The sequence below is a fragment of the Hymenobacter volaticus genome (genome assembly GCF_022921055.1).
GTDB classification, from domain to species: domain Bacteria; phylum Bacteroidota; class Bacteroidia; order Cytophagales; family Hymenobacteraceae; genus Hymenobacter; species Hymenobacter volaticus.
The window spans coordinates 3,341,008-3,359,899 of record NZ_CP095061.1; the positions used below are offsets into that span (position 1 = coordinate 3,341,008).

Annotated in this window: 13 protein-coding genes; 6 read left to right on the plus strand and 7 right to left on the minus strand. The window is 56.8% G+C overall.

Annotated features, from left to right (window positions below):
* Positions 1 to 250 precede the first annotated feature (250 nt).
* The 5 genes from MUN86_RS14480 to MUN86_RS14500 all read left to right on the plus strand — a co-directional run bounded on the left by MUN86_RS14480 (position 251) and on the right by MUN86_RS14500 (position 5,877).
* Complete coding sequence (locus MUN86_RS14480) at positions 251 to 1,531, plus strand: sugar isomerase (protein WP_245118752.1); 1,281 nt, start codon at positions 251 to 253, stop codon at positions 1,529 to 1,531.
* A 78-nt stretch (positions 1,532 to 1,609) separates the two neighbouring features.
* Positions 1,610 to 2,938, plus strand: coding sequence for an FGGY-family carbohydrate kinase (locus tag MUN86_RS14485; protein ID WP_245118753.1), 1,329 nt, complete (start codon positions 1,610 to 1,612; stop codon positions 2,936 to 2,938).
* Between the two features lie 265 nt (positions 2,939 to 3,203).
* Entirely contained in the window at positions 3,204 to 3,944 is a 741-nt protein-coding gene (locus MUN86_RS14490) for a (Fe-S)-binding protein (protein WP_243795389.1), read from the plus strand.
* The gene (locus tag MUN86_RS14495; RefSeq protein WP_245118754.1) at positions 3,941 to 5,314 is read left to right on the plus strand and encodes a lactate utilization protein B; all 1,374 of its coding nucleotides are present in this window, start codon (positions 3,941 to 3,943) and stop codon (positions 5,312 to 5,314) included. Before MUN86_RS14490 ends, MUN86_RS14495 begins: the two co-directional genes overlap by 4 nt.
* Positions 5,311 to 5,877, plus strand: coding sequence for a LutC/YkgG family protein (locus MUN86_RS14500; RefSeq protein ID WP_245118755.1), 567 nt, complete (start codon positions 5,311 to 5,313; stop codon positions 5,875 to 5,877). Before MUN86_RS14495 ends, MUN86_RS14500 begins: the two co-directional genes overlap by 4 nt.
* Before the next feature lie 247 nt (positions 5,878 to 6,124).
* Here MUN86_RS14500 and MUN86_RS14505 read toward each other — a convergent pair whose 3' ends face one another.
* Both MUN86_RS14505 and MUN86_RS14510 read right to left on the minus strand, forming a co-directional pair.
* Positions 6,125 to 6,892: a LytR/AlgR family response regulator transcription factor gene (locus MUN86_RS14505; protein ID WP_245118756.1), complete on the minus strand. Its 768-nt coding sequence runs from the start codon at positions 6,890 to 6,892 to the stop codon at positions 6,125 to 6,127.
* A complete protein-coding gene (locus tag MUN86_RS14510; RefSeq protein WP_245118757.1) occupies positions 6,843 to 7,889 on the minus strand; it encodes a sensor histidine kinase in 1,047 nt (348 codons plus the stop codon). The genes MUN86_RS14505 and MUN86_RS14510 overlap by 50 nt, the downstream gene beginning before the upstream one ends.
* Positions 7,890 to 8,196: 307 nt before the next feature.
* Between MUN86_RS14510 and MUN86_RS14515 the strand changes: the two genes are divergently transcribed.
* A complete protein-coding gene (locus tag MUN86_RS14515) occupies positions 8,197 to 10,065 on the plus strand; it encodes a serine hydrolase domain-containing protein (protein WP_245118758.1) in 1,869 nt (622 codons plus the stop codon).
* Between the two features lie 124 nt (positions 10,066 to 10,189).
* Here the strand turns inward: MUN86_RS14515 and MUN86_RS14520 are convergent, their stop codons facing one another.
* The 5 genes from MUN86_RS14520 to MUN86_RS14540 form a co-directional block, all read right to left on the minus strand.
* A complete protein-coding gene (locus tag MUN86_RS14520; protein ID WP_245118759.1) occupies positions 10,190 to 10,420 on the minus strand; it encodes a hypothetical protein in 231 nt (76 codons plus the stop codon).
* Between the two features lie 338 nt (positions 10,421 to 10,758).
* A complete protein-coding gene (gene rhaM, locus MUN86_RS14525) occupies positions 10,759 to 11,073 on the minus strand; it encodes an L-rhamnose mutarotase (RefSeq protein ID WP_245118760.1) in 315 nt (104 codons plus the stop codon).
* Between the two features lie 204 nt (positions 11,074 to 11,277).
* Positions 11,278 to 14,148, minus strand: a complete 2,871-nt coding sequence (locus tag MUN86_RS14530) for a glycosyl hydrolase (protein WP_245118761.1) — start codon at positions 14,146 to 14,148, stop codon at positions 11,278 to 11,280.
* A 332-nt stretch (positions 14,149 to 14,480) separates the two neighbouring features.
* Positions 14,481 to 15,539 carry a glycoside hydrolase family 88/105 protein gene (locus MUN86_RS14535; protein WP_243802890.1) on the minus strand — a complete coding sequence of 353 codons (1,059 nt, stop codon included), beginning with the start codon at positions 15,537 to 15,539 and terminating at the stop codon, positions 14,481 to 14,483.
* Between the two features lie 309 nt (positions 15,540 to 15,848).
* The gene (locus tag MUN86_RS14540; protein ID WP_245118762.1) at positions 15,849 to 18,716 is read right to left on the minus strand and encodes a glycoside hydrolase family 2 protein; all 2,868 of its coding nucleotides are present in this window, start codon (positions 18,714 to 18,716) and stop codon (positions 15,849 to 15,851) included.
* Positions 18,717 to 18,892 lie beyond the last annotated feature (176 nt).

Consider the following 18,892-nt stretch of genomic DNA (forward strand, 5'->3'; position numbering starts at 1 on the left):
AGGCGACGAAATGTCTGTACCGCGAACCAGAGCCAGTAAGCGTGTGCTTCTCGCCCGCGACCTTGTTCAACCGGAATAGCTTTGGTATTACTGCCAGAAAAAACACGATAGACAGGAGAGTTCAGAACAGTTCGGCAGGGGTTGCCCAACTAATTTGCTTGTATCAATAAAGCTTCCACCACTTGGAGGGGAAACGAACTGGCCGGTTTGTAGCCAACCAGAGAACCTTGCCTCCCAAACCTCGACCTTTATGCTTTCCGAATCCCGCATTCAAGACCTCAACCAGCCGTTGCTGGAAGAACATCAGTTGCAGTTCAATTTCCTGACCGATCTGCTGGCGCGCCGTCAGGTGGATGCGGGGCAAGTAGTGCAGCAGCTCATAGATTTTCAGGTGGCTATTCCGAGTTGGGCGCTTGGTACGGGCGGCACGCGGTTTGGGCGGTTTCCGTTGGGCGGCGAGCCTCGCAACTTAGAAGAGAAAATCAACGACGTAGGCTTGCTGCACCAGCTTAATGGCTCCTCCAACTCTATTTCGCTGCACATTCCATGGGATATTCCGCAGGATATTGCGGGCTTGCAACAGCAGCTTAGCGAGCAGAAACTGGTGATTGACTCGGTGAACTCCAACACCTTCCAAGACCAGAAAGACCAGCATTATTCCTACAAATTTGGCTCGCTGAGCAACACCGAAGCCGGGGCTCGGCAGCAGGCCATTCAGCACAACATCGACTGCATCCGCCACGGGCAGGCCCTGAACGCTAAAACCCTAACGGTGTGGCTGGCCGATGGCTCCAACTTCCCCGGTCAGCAGCACTTACGGCGGGCGTATCTGCGCACGCAGGAGTCGTTAGCGGCCATCTACGAGGCCATGCCTTCCGACTGGAACATGCTCATCGAGTACAAGCCCTATGAGCCCAATTTCTACTCCACGGTAATTCCAGATTGGGGTACCTCCTATTCGCTGTGCCAATCGTTGGGCGAGAATGCCAACGTGTTGGTAGATTTGGGGCACCACTTGCCTAACACCAACATCGAGCAGATTGTGGGCCGCTTGCAGCAGTTTGGGCGCCTCGGGGGCTTCCATTTCAACGGCTCGATGTATGGCGACGACGACCTGACGACCGGCAGCACCAAGCCGTTCCAGCTCTTCCTCATCTTCAACGAGCTCGTAGACGCCGCCCGCGACCAAACCGTAACCAATCCCACGGTGGCTTACATGATTGACGCCAGCCACAACGTGAAAGATCCGCTGGAAGATTTGCTGCAATCGGTTGAGAACATTCTGAGTGCCTACGCCAAAGCGCTGCTCGTTGACCGCACCGCGTTGTATGAGGCGCAAGAGAAAAACGATGTAGTACGGGCCGAAGAAATCATGCGTGATGCCTTCCTGTTGGACGTTCGGCCGCTGGTAGCCGAGGCGTATCGCCGGGCCGGTGGGGCACTGAAGCCCGTAGCCGCGTACCGCGCCGCCGGTATCCGCGAGCAGCTGATTCAGCAGCGCGGTAAACTCAGCTTGTCCACTGGTTTGTAATCAAGCAGCTGGCTTCGGGCGGCGCGTTGTAGACCCAATGCGCCGCCCCGAGTTGGTAGCCCTAACCTCAGCCCGACGATGAAAAAATCTATCTACGCGGTATTCGACATTGGCAAAACCAATAAGAAACTGATTCTCTTTGATGAGGACCGGCAGATTATCGACGAAAACCAGCACATCTGCACCGATTCCATCGACGACGATGGGTTTGTGTGTGACCACCTGCCCCGCCTAACGCAGTGGGTGCAAGACCACTGGCAGCAGTTACGCCACCACCCGCACTACACGGTGAAGGGCGTCAACTTCACGGCGTACGGCGCCAGCTTTGTGCACCTCGATGCTGAGGGCCAGCCGATGTTGCCGCTCTACAACTACCTCAAGCCGATGCCGGAGGAAGTGATGCAGCGCTTCTACTCGATGCTAGGCCAAGCGCCCGAAGACTTCGCCGCCGAAACCTGCTCGCCGCAACTCGGCATGCTTAACTCGGGAATGCAGCTGTATTGGCTGAAACACACCAAGCCCGAGTTGTTCGCGCGCATTCACACGTCGTTGCATTTGCCGCAGTACCTATCGTATCTGATTTCGGGCGAGAAGTTCAGTGACTATACGTCGGTGGGCTGCCACACCAACCTGTGGGATTTCGAGCGGGGACAGTATCACGATTGGGTGCGCCGTGAGGGTATCGAGGAAAAGCTAGCGCCGCTCACTAAGGATTCTATTGCGTCGGTGGTCGATGGTATCATGGTCGGCGTGGGCTTGCACGACAGCTCTGCCGCGGTGATGCCCTACCTAGCCGAAACCGACGAACCGTTTGTCTTGGTTTCGACGGGCACGTGGTCGGTAACCATCAACCCGTTCAACAGCCAGCCCCTCACCCCGGAGTTACTAAAGCGCGATAGTCTAAGCTTCCTCACGCCCGGCGGCCAGCCCATGCGCGCCGCCCGCGTGTTCTTGGGCCGGGAGCACGACTACCAGGTGGACCGCATTGCCAAGCACTTCCACGTGAAACCGGACTTCTACCGCTCATTGGTATTGGCCCGCCCCTACGATGAAGCCTCGGCCAGCTTCCAGCCGGCCTGCATGGCCGGTACCGGCCCCTTCCCCGACCGGCCCGCCGCCGAGTGGGACATCACCGGCTTCCGCACCGCTTCCGATGCGTACCAGCACCTCATGCACGGCCTCATCAACCTGCTGCTCGAATCCATTCACTTGGTGTGGCAGGGCGAGAAAATCATCTACGTCGATGGTGGTTTTGCGCGCAACCCGTTGTTCATGCAAACCCTAAGCTGGAACTTCCCCGGTGCCGAAATCCGGACCTTGGAAGTACCACAAGCTACTGCCCTTGGCGCCCTAGTACACCTAGAGCAAGGCGAAGCTTGGAAGAAAACTCAGTTGCTGTTTACGTGATAATTGCTGATTGCAGGATAGTAAAAGAACGTCTTGCTGTATTTATTGAAGCATTTCGCTTGCATCGCTGCCAAACTAGCCCGTCATGCTGAGCGAAGCCGAAGCATCTCGCGTGCTGACTTTGGAGTACTAATTCAACCTCAGCACGCGAGATGCTTCGGCAAGCTCAGCATGACGTTCTTATGATGCGAGTATGCTAGGTGGAAGCTCAGCATAATCGTTTTCTCGTGTTTTCTGTTACCTCTTTACCTGTTACCCATTACAAATGAAAGTCGCCTTATTCGTACCGTGCTACGTCGACCAATTCTACCCGCAGGTAGGTATTGCGTCGTTGCAGCTCTTGGAGAAACTGGGCGTGAAGGCAGAATTTCCGGCTGCGCAAACGTGCTGCGGGCAGCCGCTAGCCAACAGCGGCTGCGAGAAAGATGCGCTGCCTATTTACCGGCACTACGTCGATACCTTTTCCGATTACGACTACGTGGTAGCGCCCTCAGGTAGCTGTGTGTACCATGTGCGCAAGCACTTCGACAAGCTAGAGCAAACTCCTGCTGTGCAGCAGGTGCGCACGTCCGCCTACGACCTAATTGATTTCATTACCACCGTGCTCGGCGTGACGGAAATACCCGGCACGTTTCCGCACCGCGTGGGCTTGCACCTAAGCTGCCACGGCCAACGCGGCTTGCACCAAGCCAACGAATCGGAGATAACGCCGGTGCGCGACGGGCAGCTACGCCGGCTGCTCGGCTCGCTCAATGGCATCGAGCTAACGGAACTCGACCGCAACGACGAATGCTGCGGTTTTGGCGGCACGTTTTGCGTATCGGAAGCCGCTATTTCGGCCCGCATGGGCCAAGACCGAGTGGCCGACCACGAACGCAACGGCACCACCGTCCTCACCGGCGGTGACATGTCGTGCCTGATGCACCTAGAAGGCATTGTGCGGCGTCGGCAGTTGCCGATGCGCGTACTGCACGCCGCCGAAATACTTAACGGCACCCTCTCATGAACCACGCCACCCGGGCCGCCAAATTTGTTGGCGATGCTGACCGTACCACTTGGCACGACGAAACCCTTTGGTTTGTGCGCGCCAAGCGCGACAAAGCCGTGTACGCCGTGCCTGAGTTTCAGGACCTGCGCGAGCTAGCCTCTCAAATCAAAGACCACACACTGAGCAAGCTGGATACCTACCTCGAACAGTTCGAGGAGCAAGCCAAGCGCAACGGCGTGCACATCCATTGGGCCGCCGATGCTGCCGAGCACAATGCCATCATCCTCGACATCATTCGGCAGCACAACGCCACGCGGGTAGTGAAGAGCAAGTCGATGCTGACCGAGGAATGCCACCTGAACCCGCATCTGCTAAGCAACGGCATCGAGGTGGTAGATACCGACTTGGGCGAGCGTATCATTCAGCTGCGCGATGAAGCGCCGAGCCACTTGGTGCTGCCCGCTATTCACTTGAAGAAGGAAGATGTCGGCGAGACGTTCTTTAAGCACCTCGGCACGGCTAAAGGCGAAGTAGATCCGCAGGTTCTTACCGAAGCCGCTCGTCAGCACCTGCGCGCCCGGTTTTTGGCGGCGGAAGTAGCTATTTCGGGCGTCAACTTTGCGGTGGCCGAAACGGGTGGCGTGGTGGTATGCACCAACGAAGGCAACGCCGACTTGGGCGTGAATCTGGCGCACGTGCACATTGCGGCCATGGGCATCGAGAAGCTGATTCCGCGGCTTTCCGACTTGGCAGTGTTTACGCGCCTGCTGGCTCGTAGCGCTACGGGTCAGCCCGTTACCACTTACACCTCGCACTACACCAAGCCCGCAGCCGGCAAGGAGATGCACATCGTCATCGTGGACAACGGGCGCACCAAGCAACTCGGCCGGCCCGATTTTCGGGCTTCGCTGAAGTGTATTCGGTGCGGCGCGTGCATGAACACCTGCCCGGTGTACCGGCGCAGCGGCGGCCACTCCTACGACTTTACCGTGCCCGGCCCCATCGGGGCCATTCTGTCGCCGAACATCGACATGAAGAAGCACAGCTCGTTGCCGTTCGCTTCCACCCTGTGCGGCTCTTGCTCCGACGTGTGTCCTGTCAAAATTGACATTCACACGCAGCTCTACAAGTGGCGGCAAGTGCTCGGCGAAGCCAACGAAATACCGGCTTCCAAAAAGTGGAGCATGAAGCTCATGGGGCGCTTACTGACTAGTCCGAAGGCGTTTGGGGTGGGCGGCAAGCTGGCCCGACACGGCATTAAGTACCTTCCCTACAGCCTTACCCACGCCCGGCACTTCAACGTATGGGCTGTGGCCCGGGAACTACCAACCCCGCCCAAGCAAAGCTTCCGCGAGTGGTATCAACAACAGGCCAATACTACCGCATGAGCAGTTCACGCGAAAAAATCCTGGCCGCCGCCCGCGCCAACAAACCCGACGAAAAACCTCTGCCCATCGTCCCCGACTTCGGCGGCGACGATTCCACCGAGCGGTTCACGCAAGTTTTGACTAGCATCGGCGGCCAAGTGGTCTGGATCGATGGGCCCGAGCAGTTGCAGCCGGTATTGAAGCAGTTGTATCCAGAGTCTCGGCTTTCGGCCTCTCCCCTATTTCCAGGCACCGTGCCCGTGGATGCATTAACGTCCACGGAAGTTTTGGCCGATGTTGACTTAGCGGTGTTGCCTGGTGAAATGGGCGTGGCAGAAAACGGCTGTATCTGGCTGCCAGAGGCCAATATGCTGCACCGTGCTCTACCCACCATCACCCAACACCTGGTGCTAGTGCTTGACCACCGCCGCATCGTAGCGACCATGCACCAAGCTTATGCACAGTTGCCTTCTACCGGTGGCTACGGAGCCTTTGTAGCCGGCCCGTCCAAGACGGCAGATATCGAGCAGTCCTTGGTAATTGGCGCACACGGCGCACGCAGTTTGGTAGTGCTGCTGTATTAGAATGTTACGCTTTAGCGCATATAGCAGCACTGGCAGTGCTGGTGTGTTTCGCCTTGTAGAGGATTATATACCCAAGTAACTGTCATGCTGAGCGGAGCCGAAGCATGACGTTCTTATGGACAGCTCTACCAGCATCCCCCTAAACCCTCATATGAGAACTAGCTTTGAGACCTAGTTATAATCTAGCGCAATTTTAGGGTAGGATGATTTGGTAGACTTAACGTGACTTGTACTACGCCAAATGCTGCTAGCCGGCTACGACTTTGGCGAAGGCGGCGCGGTAGGTGTCTCCAATGGGGATTATGGCTTTATCTAAGTAGATGCGCTGGCGTTCTACTACCGAGATTTTGTCGAGGGCCACGATATAGGATTTGTGCACGCGTAGAAACTGCGGATGGGGCAGGCTGTCGGCAAGGTGCGTTAGACTGCTGACGGTAAGCAGCTTTTCGGTGGTGGTGACGATAGTGGTGTAGTCTTTGCCGCCTTCGATGTAGAGGATAGCATCATAGTCAACCTTGACGAGCCGTTGGTCGGTTTTCACGAACAGGCACTTCGGTTGCACGGCTGGTATGGGAGTTGAGGGTTGCTCGGCTAGCTGCTCTAGTTGCTTATGTATGCGCTGTACGGCCTTCAGAAACCGCTCAAAAGAAATGGGTTTGAGCAGGTAGTCGGCCACGGCATACTCGTAGCCATCGAGGGCGTAGTGGGCGTAGGCGGTGGTGAGGATGACGCGACACTGGTCGCCGAGGAGTTGCAGGAATTGCAGCCCGGTAAGTTGGGCCATTTGGATGTCCAGGAATACGAGGTCGATGTCGCCTTGCTTCACCCGCAGCAATCCGGCCACCGGATCGGTGGTGATGCCTACTAGGTGCAGAAACGGCAACTGCTTGACATGCGTGGTGATGACGCGCAGCGCCAGAGGCTCGTCGTCGATAGCATACACGTTGAGGCGCATGGTGGTCGGGTTAGGAAACGGGTTGAAGAACGTGCGTATCGAGTTGTAGGGCGCATTCAAACACATCGTGCTCTTGGTTGACTGCCAGCCGGTGCTGGCCCGGATAAAGTAGTGCCAGCCGTCGCCGCACGCTGGCCAAGCCAATGCCACCCACTTGGTCTTTGTTTTTGCGCACGATTTGGTTGCGCGTCGTGAAGGTAAGCTGGCTGCCAACGACCGACAAATGCAAGGTAATCGGACAATCGGCATTGGTAACGGCCCCATGCTTGAAAGCGTTTTCCACGAAACTGATTAGCAACAAGGGCGCAATCCGCTGCCCATCTACTGGCCCGGCCACCGTGAAATCTACGTAAACCTGACCTTCGTGCCGCAGCTTCTCTAAGCTGATGTAGCTGCTTAAATATTCTATTTCCTGTGGCAACGACACGTAAGTTTCGTTGCTTTCGTAGAGCACGTAGCGCATTAGTTCCGAGAGCTTTAGCACCACATCAGGCGTGCGCTCGGGCTCGGTGAGAGCTAGGCCGTAGAGGTTGTTGAGCGTGTTGAAGAGGAAGTGCGGGTTGAGTTGTGACTTCAGGTAGGCTAGCTCGATGGCGTTTTTCTCATGTTGCAGGGCCTCGGTGCGGAAATGGTCACGCAGGTGCTTGAAGAGGAAAGCTAGCAGTACGTAGAGGCAACTCGTGGTAAGGTCGCGGAGAGTGAACCCAAGAATGGGGGTACCCGGTGGGCTGAACCACTGGCCGGTTAGTGGGCCTATTATTTTCTGTTCCAACATGTAGCCAAGAACAGAGTCAAAAACCCCGAGCAGCAGAACCTGAAGGAAGATAACACCTAACTGCCGCGGGTAAAAGAAGCGGGTGAGCACCCACAGGCTGAGGTAAAAGGTGAACAGTACCCGTCCTTGTTTCACGATGCTAAACAAGTCGGTGAACTGCCGTAAGTACAGCGGCAAGCTGAAGGCGCCCTGATTGCGGGCAATGGTGTCAAAGACCACCGATACGCTCACAAACAGCGTCCAAAAAACTAGATGGTTGAGCAGGAGACGACGACGCATCATGGGCAAGCGAACTGAGTAGCGGCTTCGACAAGTAAACTAGGAAAATCGGCGTACACGGTGGCCTCTACTCCCGCCAACACCCCAAAACTCCCCGCCACTACCAAATCAATGCGCTGAGTTGAACGGCTACCAACTAGGCTACTGCAAACCAACCTACAAGCGAGTTGGCGGTGAGAACAGACCTGTTGGCGGATTAGCGGTCTGCAGGGCAGAGAAGCAAGCGCACCTTGCGCCAGCAAGTGGCGCAGTTGGCTAAGCACCAGCCCACAGCGCTTGACACTGCCTTTACTGTTCTCCGCCAATTCCTATGAAACACCTGTTGCTCTTGCTGCTACTTGGCGTTTGCCTGCCGGTGGCAGCCCAAACCCCGCAACCCAATGAAGCATCACCTCGAAGCCTGCCGGAACTACTAGAGCGCATTGAGGTGGTAATGCAACAGGAACGAATTCCGGGGCTGATGCTAACTATTGTCACCAAAGACTCGGTGCTGTTTGCCGGAGGCTTTGGCTACGCCAATCTGCAAACGCAAGCCAAGGTGACCCGCGCAACCCGGTTTCGCATGGGCTCAGTCACCAAGAACTTCACAGCGCTAGGCATCCTTCACCTCCTGCACGAAGGCAAGCTGCATCTCTCCGATAAACTCAGCGTCATAGCCCCGGAAATAGGCGTTGTGAACCAGTGGGAAGCTATTGCCCCGGTGCAGGTAGTGCACTTGCTGGAACACACGGCCGGTTTCGATGATGTGTATTTGAACAAGACGTTTCGTGTTTCCGGCCCTGAGTTAAAGGGGCTGAAAGCAGTGAAGCTCTATCAGACGCAGTTGGTTTCGCGCTGGCGGCCCGGTGAGCGGATGGCCTACTCCAACGCGGACTACATCGTGCTTGGCTACCTGATAGAAAAGCTGTCGGGGGAGCCTTGGGACCAATACCTAGCCCGCCACGTATTGCAGCCACTCGGTATGCGCCATTCCAGCTTTGCGCGGCACATAGAGGCGTCAAATAAGCAGGCACAAGGCTACCTGATGCAGGATGGCAGAGCCATACCCGTACCGTTTTTCGAGTTGCAAGGCAATGGAGCCGACGGTGCCCTTACCTCTACAGCCGACGATATGGCCCGATTCCTCCGTTTCTACCTCAACGACTGGCAGCTTGACAACACACCTTGGCTGCCCGCTTTTTACTTGCAAGAAATGGAAACGGTGCACAGCACGTTGGCTTCCCGTCTCGGCCTGCGCTCCGGTTACGGCTTAGGCAACCATACGTTCCAATTGCCCAAGGCGTCGTTTCAGGGCCACAGTGGCGCGTTGGTGGGCACCAATGCCACTTTTCAGTACAACCGTCAGCTCGGCATTGGCTTTGCGCTGGCCCTCAACGGCGGTTACAACGGAGGCCGTATCGAACGGTTAGTAGCTGATTTTGTGACCCGAAATCTGCCAGAGCCGCCGCGCCGACCAGCCATGGTACCCGCACCAACCACGTTGGAAACCTACAGCGGCTACTACCAGCCTGGCAACTCCACGCACGAGCGATTCTCCCCTATCGAGCGCCTCACGCAAGGCATCAGTTTGCAGCGGTCTGGCAACCAACTGGCGCTACACGGCCGAGGCGGCCCCGATACGTTGGTAGCGGAAGGCCCGCACTTGTTTCGCAGTATGCACCAAGCGGTGCCCACCGTGGTGATGGGCACTGATGCTGCGGGTGTGCAAACAGTAATTATTGATGACACTTACTACCAACCTGCCTCTTTGGCTTGGGTCCGGGTGCAACAAGCGTTGCTGGCACTGAGCGTACTTGCACTAGCTGCATCGGTGTTCGTTGGACTCTTGGGGCTGATTCGGGTGTTGCGCGGTAAACTGCCGCGTAGGCTATTGTTCCTGCATCTACTGCCCGTCGCGGCTACGCTGGCCCTGGCGGCAGCCCTGAAACTGTTGTTGCAGCCGGACCAAGACTTTTTTGCCTTTGCCTCCGTCAATCTAACCACGCTCACCATTTTCGTGGGCGCTATGCTTTTTGGTGTGTTGGTAGCGGTGGAAATTGTGCTTCTGCTTCGGCACTGGAAAGGCCTTGGCAACCCTTGGACGAAGCGCCTGCTTGCCTTTACCACTTTCGGCCTTGCCTATCTGGCTGGTTGGTTGCTCGTGCACGGCTTTGTAGGCACGCGGGTGTGGGCATGGTAGGCTGACTGTGACCGGCAGCTGGCGCAAAAAAGAAGCGGCTTCCATATGGAAGCCGCTTCTCTAGCCTTATTCTTCACTTCACTTTAAAATTCATATTGGCGCTGTTCTGCGCAGTTATCGGCTCCTAACGTTGGACTGTGCTATTGAAGCCTTTGATGCTATAGTTTTTGGCGTGGCTATGTTGCACGCTTTGCCGCCGTTGATCGGTAAGCTCTTCCTTAGCTAGCCTCTTTTTCCAATGCTCGGGCAGCATGGCTTCCGTGTAGTTGACGTGACGCGTGGCGGGGTTGGGCAAGACGGATTCCCACGGCCGCAATTCCCGGTTCCACCACGCGTCAGTCAAAAAGTACTTCACTCACATTCCAAAGCTGCCTAATTACTTCCGCGGAACTGTCTCGCACCCTCCTGTTAAAAGGAAAAATTTTCCAAGAATTTCAATTCTAGAAAATGACGTTTTGAAGCAGTGTTGTCGAGTAGAACCATATCATTCTACCCTACTTGTGCAGGATTGACATTGCTACACTACCCGTCATGCTGAGCGCAGCTGAGGTTAGAATACTACTCTGGTGTCAGCACGCGAGATGCTTCGACTCCGCTCAGCATGACGTTCCTGTGGATAGTTCTAACCGCTGCTGAGCTAAAGAAAAAAACTAGTTTTCTAGCTTTAGCTGGTTAGTGGTTAGCCGGCAGTTGTTAGTCCATGTGGAACACTCGCTGCAAGGGTTTTGCCACAGGAGAATTGTCGGGGTTGGTATCCATCAAATCGGCCATGTAATCCCACCAGCGTTTCATGATGGGTAGACCTGGCAATTGGTCGGCGGTGTGGTCGGGGGTGCGCTTTTGCACGGCGAACAGGGTGCCGCTTTCCGGAGCGAGGTAGATGGAATAATCTCGAATACCAGCTTTTTCCAACGCCTCCGACAGTTCCGGCCAGATTTCATCGTGCCGCCGTTGGTATTCGGCCACGTTGCCGGGTTTGAGTTGCATGGTAAAGGCTATTTCTTCCATATGGTTGTGTGAGAATTAGTGGACGGAGTTTTCGGTAGAGAAAGCATAGAATTCTTAGGAAAGCTACTCTTTAGCAATTCCTAAGCCCGTCATGCTGAGCTTGCCGAAGCATCTCGCGTGCTGACGTTGTGATACTACTCTGGTATCAGCACGCGAGATGCTTCGACTCCGCTCAGCATGACGGGCTTGAGAATAAGCGGTGAATTATCCATCACTGCACTTTCGGGGCTGCGTGGCGGAGGCTGTGGGCGTTAGAGTTACGGGGCCTAGCAGGCCTGATTCCTGTGGCGTCCATTTTTCGGCGGTGAACAGACCTTCGGGGTTGCGGTTTTCCTTGAGCCGGGCGGCTACGTTTACGTTATAGAATTTCTTGTACTCGACGTGGTTCTTGTCCATGTCGATGATGCGGTTAGCCATGCCGTTGCTAACCGTGACGGTCAGGTTATTGGTGGCTTGCAGTTGCTCTTTCGGCACGTACACCTGGTAGACTGGCCCGATGAGCGTGCCGAGCTCTTTGCCGTTGAGTTGCACGCGGGCACTCTGCGCCACGCGGCCAAGGTCGAGCAGCCAGCCGCTGCCGCTGCCTTGTGGCGCGGGGAACGACGTGGTATAGGTAGCCGTGCCCGAGAACTTCTGGCCCGCTTCCCCGGCCATGGTGGTCCAGGAGTCCAGCTTCTGCGTTTGTAACGGCGCCGGCAGCGTCGGTCCACCCGATACGAAGGCAACTTTCCAGGTGCCGTTGATGGGCTGCGGGGCACCGGCTGGCTTCACGTAGGCGTAAGCCGGGCCGGTGGTGCCGGCTTCGTTGGTTTCCAGGATGCACGATTCGCCAGGAGCCAACTGTACATACACTTCCGGCATTCCCTCCGCAGCGGTCCGCGTAGAGGCCATACCGAGCTTTTCGGTCATGGGGTTGTAGAGGGCTACTGATTTGGCGGCGGTTTGCAGCGGCAACCAACCGTCGATGGCTTTGTCGCTCCAATTGGCTACGAAGTAGTAGTGTCCTTTGGCGTGGCGGCGGCGCTCGAATTGCAAGCCCGTATCCACCATTTTTTCGCGCTTCACCCCTGCTTGCGTCAGCAGCTGGTCCACGTCTTTACCAATTAAGATGCGGCCTTTGCCCACTTGTGCCTGCTGTACGTCGGCTTGCTTGCCGGGGGCCAGCTTGATTTGGGCCAGCAGCTTGCGAAACGCGCTGCGGCGGCTGTCGAGGCTGCCGAGGCCGGGCACGTCGGCGGGCAGTTGGTCTTCCATCACGATGGTGGCACCGCCTTGCGCCAGCTTCATGAGTTGCTGTAGAGTAGGCAGCGGCATCAGGCTGGCGTTGGGGACCAGAACGGTGCGGTAGGTAGCGCCGCCGGTTTGCAGCGTGCTACCCACACCTTTCACATCTAGCAATTGCTTGTCGGAAATGTAGTCGAAGCCATAGCCGCGCTTGAGGAGAGTGGCGCTGGTTTCTTCAATGGGCATGCCTTTGAAGCCGTGGTCGATGCCGTCGAAATGCTGCAAGAGCACCTTGCCGGGCCGCACGTAAGCATCGTACATGGGCAAGTACACCAGCACATCGTTGGCTGGCCTACCGGCTTGCATAAACGACTGGCAGTGCGCTACGTACTTGTTGAGTTGGCCGAAATCGGGCCAGAACGAGTTGTTGGGGTTGAAATGCACAGCCGCGTAGAAAATCCAGCCGGGCCACGCGGCGGCTTGCGGCGAGTAATTGGTGCCGTGGTAGAACGTGTGGTTGACACCGCCGAGCAGCATCCGGTCCAAGGCCTTTTTTGCGTCGCTCAGCTTGGTCAGGAAATGCTCGTTTTCCCACGTGGCTGTCTCTGCCGAGGTGAGCGGCTTGCCCGTTACGTGCGCCGCCGAAGAAGCAAATTTGATGCGCACCAAGTCTTGGCCTTCCGTCTCGGGAATGTCGGTGGCGGCGTATAAATCCAGGATGTTAGCCGGCGAACCGTGGGCTTGATTGCGGATCAACGCATCATGCGTTTTCGCCCACGTGGCCCACGTCTTGGTGTAGTTTTCGAGCAGCAGTTCGGAAATGGTTTCCCGGTAGTCTGAGAGCACGCGCTTGTTTTCGTCCTCGGACGCCTTGCCAAACAACGCCGGCAAGTGCTGGCGTAAATCATAGGCGTGGCGCTTCTGAAACTCGGCAAACAGCTGCGGCGTCCAGTTGCTCTCGCCTTGGGCGTCGTCTACCTCATAGGAGTCGTTGAAAAACGCCCGGATGGGTTTCACGTCGCGGCCTTTGAAGGCCTGGTCGAAATAACGTAGGTAGTTGTCGGTGGCGGTTTTCGAAAAGTGGTCGATAACGTCGCCTTCCCCACCAGGACCAGCGCGCTCCACCATCTTGCCATGCCAGCCTTGGAACACGCCGTAAAGCGTCCAGTTACCGGCCGGGGCAGTCCAGTTCAGTTTGCCATCGGAGGCTACTTTGCTGGTTAGGTCTAGCGTCTGGCCCTTATCGGAGTACGCCATCAGAGCCTGCAACGGCAGCGGCTTCTCGAAGCGCACCTGGTCGAAGGCGCGGAGCTGCAAATCCGGGTTCTTGGTAATCGGTTCTACTAGCTGCTTGATGTCAACCCGCGGACCGATAACGCGCAGGATGGGCTGCTGCACGAAGCGCACCGGCTCCTTCAGCTGCTCGCCGCCTTTGAGCGAGTAGGTTTGCGAGGCCACGTATTTGCAGGCGTCTTCCTGCGTCACCCACGGCCCGCCGAACGGCCAGCCGGAAGCCTGCGCCATGTCCACGCCCATGCCTAACCGACCGGCTTCCGTGAGCGTGTGCGTGAGCATGTCCATCCACTTCGGCTCTAGGAAGTTGATGAACTGATTTTCGGCGCCCTTCACCCCGTAGATCGTGGTGATTTCCACCCCGCCCAACCCGGCCTGCTGGTACTGCGTGAGCAGGTGCGTCAAGTCCTCTTTGTTGACGGCGCTACCTTCCCACCACCAGCGCGTCCAGGGCTTGGTTTGCTGCGTGATTTCCGGCCATTTCGGGCCCTGAGCCTGGGCAGAGCTTTGGGTTAGCGCAGCGGCGAAAAGCAAGGAAAGAGCGAGTGGTGTTTTCATAAGTCAGAAAGACGAGGAATTCATTGCTTTGCAACGAGGGCTAGAGGCTAGAAGGCAACTAGATCCCCTAAAATGAGGAGGCTTGGGATAGTGACTGCTCGTTGCTCATGTTGTCAAACTATCCGTCATGCTGAGCTTGCCGAAGCATCTCGCGTGCTGACACCAGAGTAGTGTTCCAACCTCAGCACGCGAGATGCTTCGGCAAGCTCAGCATGACGTTCCTGTAGATTGTTTTGGCGTTAATCAATTACCTCTATTCTCCTCATCTGAGAGGAACGAGTCTTCTAGCTCTATCTTCATTCACTCAGTTACAGCTTCATTTAGCTGTAGTCTTACTTCATCTTGTATATCTCCGTGCCAGCTAGCAGGAAGCAGCCGGTGCCGTAGTCTTCGAAGTCGGGTTTGCTGGTGTAGCTGACGGGTTGGCCGTCTTTGGGCTCTTTGCCGGTGCCTTGCACGTAGCCGAGGAAGCCATTGGGGTGCACACATTCTTTGGCCATGGCGGTCCAGGCTTTGGCAATGATGGGCTGGTATTGCTTAGCGTCGAGCAGGCCATGGTTGAGGCCCCACGCCATGCCGTAAATGAAGAGGGCGGTGCCGGTTAGCTCTTTGCCGCCGTAGTTAGTTGGGTCGTGGAGGCTGACGTTCCAGTAGCCGTCGGGGCGTTGCAGAGCCGGCAGGGCCTTCATCATGCTGAGGTACATCTGCTCATATTCGGCGCGGTGCGGGGCGTCTTTGGGCATGATGTCGAGCACACGGACCAAGGCGGCTACCACCCACCCATTGCCGCGGCTCCAGTAGCAATCCTCGCCGTTGGGCTCTTTGTAGGGCGGCACGAAGTCTTTGTCGCGCCACCACAACTGGTCTTGCGGATTGTAGAGGCCGTTGCCGCCGTGCACGGTTTTCGAGTAGTTATAGATGCGGTACATCTTCTCATAGTAGGCTGTATCCTTGTAGAGCACCCCGAGGCGGGCGTACACAGGCATGGCCATTTGCAGGGCGTCAATCCAGTTCCAATCGTCGACTTTGGGGGTCTGCACCATGTTGTCGATGCTGGCCTTGATGTCGCGGATGCGCTCCGGCTTGGGGTCGATGTTGTAGAGGTCGATGTACGTTTGGCCGCAGGCTTGGTTGTCGGCGTTGCGGTCGGTGATGCCGTTGCGGATGCCCCACTGGTGCTTGGTGCCCCAATCGACGGCGTAATCGTAATAACGCTGCTGCTTATCAATGCCGTAAAGCGCCATTAGGCCTTCGTAGTACACGGCACGGGTCCAGATGTGGCTCGGGCGGAGCTTGTTGGTCATGATGTCTTTGCCCGGATCGGGCCAGAGCTTCATGAAGTAGTCGTTGGTTTGCCGCATGGTTTTCAGCACCGCTTTCTTGTTCGGCATCTTCTGCCCCGAGACGCTCACCGAGGACGCAATCAGCACCCCTACCAACAAGGTTTTCCAGCTCAGGAAATAGTTTTTCAAAACACTCGATTTCACTTTTAGCATTGTTGAATGGGCTTGTGTAGCTGCTGCTTAGTGGTGGGTAGCGAAGAACAAGTTCAAGAAGGTGAATCTGCCCGCGCTAGCCCTCCTGTACTCTTCCGTTACCTCACCCCCACCCTCCGGGAGAGGGGTGCCAGACGCAGGATGTTTTAGAACACCCCTCTCCCGGAGGATGCTGCGCATCAAGCAGCGGGGCCGGGGGTGGGGTTAAAATAGCTCGTCTTTGGCTGGGGCCTTGTAGGGCTGGGGGGTGGCGTTGGATTTGGGGAGGCCGAAGAAGAAGTACAGGGTGCGTTTTGAGGGGCCGCTGACATGGTTTAGCTCGCTGTTGGGACCAAGGTTTTTGGTGTTGGCGTCGATGTTGAGGGCCAGCTTGGTGCCGAGCGGCGGGATGGTTTCCAGGAACGAAAGGTTGCCGACGGGCAGCGACGGGTAGGGCTTCACGCCAGACAAGCCGTAGAAATCGAAGAGGCGCACAAACAACCCTTTGTTGGGGCTGGCGACCAAGAACTTGCCTTCCACGGTGTTCATTTCCATCCAAGTGATGTCGGCGAAGTAGCCTTTGAACTCGGGGTAAATCCAGGGAGCGGCGCCGGTTTGGGTGTTGTTGTAGGCGTTTTCCCACACACTTTCGCCCACGCCCTGCATGCGGTTTTTCCAGACGCGGTACGGGCCTTTGCCGAGCCACTTGGCGCCGAGCACGTAATTTTCGGGGTAGGTGAAGCTGATGCCGGTGAAGGGCAGGTCACCGTTCACGGCGTACTCGTAGTCCAGGCGCAGCCAGCCGTTGCCGTCCATCTTCCAGCGTACCGATTTTAGGTCGCCTTGGTAGCTCATTTCCACCACCTCGCCGTCGAGCTCAGTACGGCGCTTCAGGCCGGTGAAGGTGGCATTGCCGCTTACCAACACAGGGCCTTTGCCGAAGCTGAGCTTGTCGCCGCTGTTGCCTTTTACATCCTGGATTTCGCCTGTTTTCTTGTTGAAGCTAACCGTAATGCCGGCGGCTTGCAGCGTGAGGGTGCTGTCGGTTTCGGTGGCGGCTACGGCCGGTTGCTTTTCCGTGCCGGGCAGGATGTTGCGGAGCAAGCGGGTGTTGTCGCCGGTTTTCCAGCTCCATTTGTACACCAGGTTTTTCTGCGGGTCGAAGGCCGAGAGCACCAAAGCGTCATAGTCCTGCCAGTTTTTGGGCAACTTGAGTTTCAACTCACCCCGGTCTAATGGCGCTACTTTCGGCGAGGTGGCGCGGCTTTTTTGGAGGGTGGTTGAGCCGGTGAAAACTTCGCCGGGCTGGCGGTAGTTCACCAGTTCCCACTGGAAAAAGCACTCGTTGAGGTTGTTGTAGTGGTAGCGGTTTTCCACCGGAATCGTGCCCTTAAACTTGGCGGGCAGCTCCTTCATGTCAATCTTGATGGGCGAGAAGATTTCCCGCAGGGCGTAGAAACTGCCCTCTTTCTCGCGGTGCGGACCTACCACGCCGTCGGGCGCATTCACGCCGTTCACGTCGATGATGTTATTCTGATCGGTGCGCACAATGCCTTCATCCACCAAGGCCCACAGGAAGCCACCGCCGGAGCGTTGCGACTTCCAGTGCAGGTCCCAAAAGTCGGCCAAACCCACGGCGGCCCCGCCGTCGTCCTGCGCGTGCAGGAACTCTGTGGGCATGTAAATCAAGGAGTCGGCGAGGATTTTTTGGGTGCTGTAGTAGTTCTCGTAGTGGTTGCAGTCGATGCCGTTAAAGGCGTTGCCGGGGCGGTGGTGGGCATGGATGACGGGGCGGTTCGAGAGGTCGTAGCGGCCGTAGTCGTCGTCCAGCTCCTTGTTGGTGCCGCCTTCGTTGCCGTTGCTCCAGAAGATGATGCTCGGGTGGTTGACGTCTTTTATCACCATCTCGCGCACCAGCTTCTCCCCTACTTTGGTGCCGTAGGCCTTTTGCCAGCCAGCCAATTCATCGAGCACGTAGAGGCCAAGCGAGTCGCAGAGGTCCAGAAACTTAGCATCGGGCGGGTAGTGCGACATGCGCACGGCATTCATGTTCATTTCCTTGATGAGCTTCACGTCCATCAAGTGAATCGAGTCGTTGAGGGTACGGGCCGTTTCGGGCCACCAGCTGTGGCGGTTGATGCCCTTCATCTTCACCTGCGTGCCGTTCACGTAGATGCCCTTACCGCGCCGAATTTCGATGGTGCGGAACCCAAACTTCTCGGTGGTTTGGTAGAGCGTCTGGCCGCCCGCTTCCAGCCGGATGTTGGTGCGGTACATGTTCGGCTTCTCGGAGTTCCAAAGCAGCGGCTTGCTCACCGTGGTGCTGAGCTTCACCAGCGTATCGTTGGCAGCAGCGCGGCCTAGGGCGGTGCCCACCACCTTGCCTTGGGCGTCCAGAATATCAGCCTTCACGTCGGTGGCTTGGCGCAAACCTTTGAGGGCGACATTGACGGCAAACGAGCCGTCGGCGCGGGCATTGATGGCGGTGTGCGGGATGAACTGCTTGGGATACGCCTCTAGATACACCGGCCGGAAAATACCGCCAAACACCCAATAGTCGGCGAGGCGCTCGGCGTTGTTCACGGTCGGTTCCGCCGACATCTTGCTGACGGTTATTTCCAGTAGGTTGTCTTGGTCGTACTTCAGCTTGTCGGTGAGGTCGTACTTGAAGCGGTAGAACGCGCCCTGGTGAATGGGGCCGGCTAGCTGGCCGTTCACCTTCACTTCAGTGTCGGTCATCGACCCCTCAAACACGATATACACCTGCTGGTCACGCCAGGCAGCGGGCACCTTGAATTGGTGCTTGTACTGGCCTTTCTCGTCGGCGAAGCGGAAGTTCTTGCCGTAGGTTTTGTAGTCGCGGCCGTAGTTGTAGCTGCCAAAACCCTGCTGCTCCCAACTCGAAGGCACCTGAATGGTGGTCCAGGCGCCGCTGCGGCGGCCGCCGGTGCAGTAGAAATCCCAGGTTTTCGTATGGATGTTGTCGGTGCCGGAAAGGTATTGCACCTGCTTGCGAGCTGACGTTTGCGCTACCGCATCACCACCCCAAAACAACGCCGCACAAACCAGCCAAGACAGTAAATTGGTCTTCATAGAAGAGGATTCAAGGAAGTCGAGGAGTTCATTATCGTCCCAACTTACCATGGAATTTTTCTATCAGTAACCTGTAGTATCCTGGTTTCTGGTAGCTAAGATGATGACGTGTACCACAAAAAAAGCGGGGTGCCAGAAGAAAGCTAGTTCCTCTGGCACCCCGCCTCTACCGCGTA

Coding starts and splice junctions, on each gene's coding strand:
- MUN86_RS14480 (WP_245118752.1), top strand. CDS start 251: ATGCTTTCCGAATCCCGCATTCAAGACCTCAACCAGCCGTTGCTGGAA.
- MUN86_RS14485 (WP_245118753.1), top strand. CDS start 1,610: ATGAAAAAATCTATCTACGCGGTATTCGACATTGGCAAAACCAATAAG.
- MUN86_RS14490 (WP_243795389.1), top strand. CDS start 3,204: ATGAAAGTCGCCTTATTCGTACCGTGCTACGTCGACCAATTCTACCCG.
- MUN86_RS14495 (WP_245118754.1), top strand. CDS start 3,941: ATGAACCACGCCACCCGGGCCGCCAAATTTGTTGGCGATGCTGACCGT.
- MUN86_RS14500 (WP_245118755.1), top strand. CDS start 5,311: ATGAGCAGTTCACGCGAAAAAATCCTGGCCGCCGCCCGCGCCAACAAA.
- MUN86_RS14510 (WP_245118757.1), bottom strand. CDS start 7,889: ATGATGCGTCGTCGTCTCCTGCTCAACCATCTAGTTTTTTGGACGCTG.
- MUN86_RS14515 (WP_245118758.1), top strand. CDS start 8,197: ATGAAACACCTGTTGCTCTTGCTGCTACTTGGCGTTTGCCTGCCGGTG.
- rhaM (WP_245118760.1), bottom strand. CDS start 11,073: ATGGAAGAAATAGCCTTTACCATGCAACTCAAACCCGGCAACGTGGCC.
- MUN86_RS14530 (WP_245118761.1), bottom strand. CDS start 14,148: ATGAAAACACCACTCGCTCTTTCCTTGCTTTTCGCCGCTGCGCTAACC.
- MUN86_RS14535 (WP_243802890.1), bottom strand. CDS start 15,539: ATGCCGAACAAGAAAGCGGTGCTGAAAACCATGCGGCAAACCAACGAC.
- MUN86_RS14540 (WP_245118762.1), bottom strand. CDS start 18,716: ATGAAGACCAATTTACTGTCTTGGCTGGTTTGTGCGGCGTTGTTTTGG.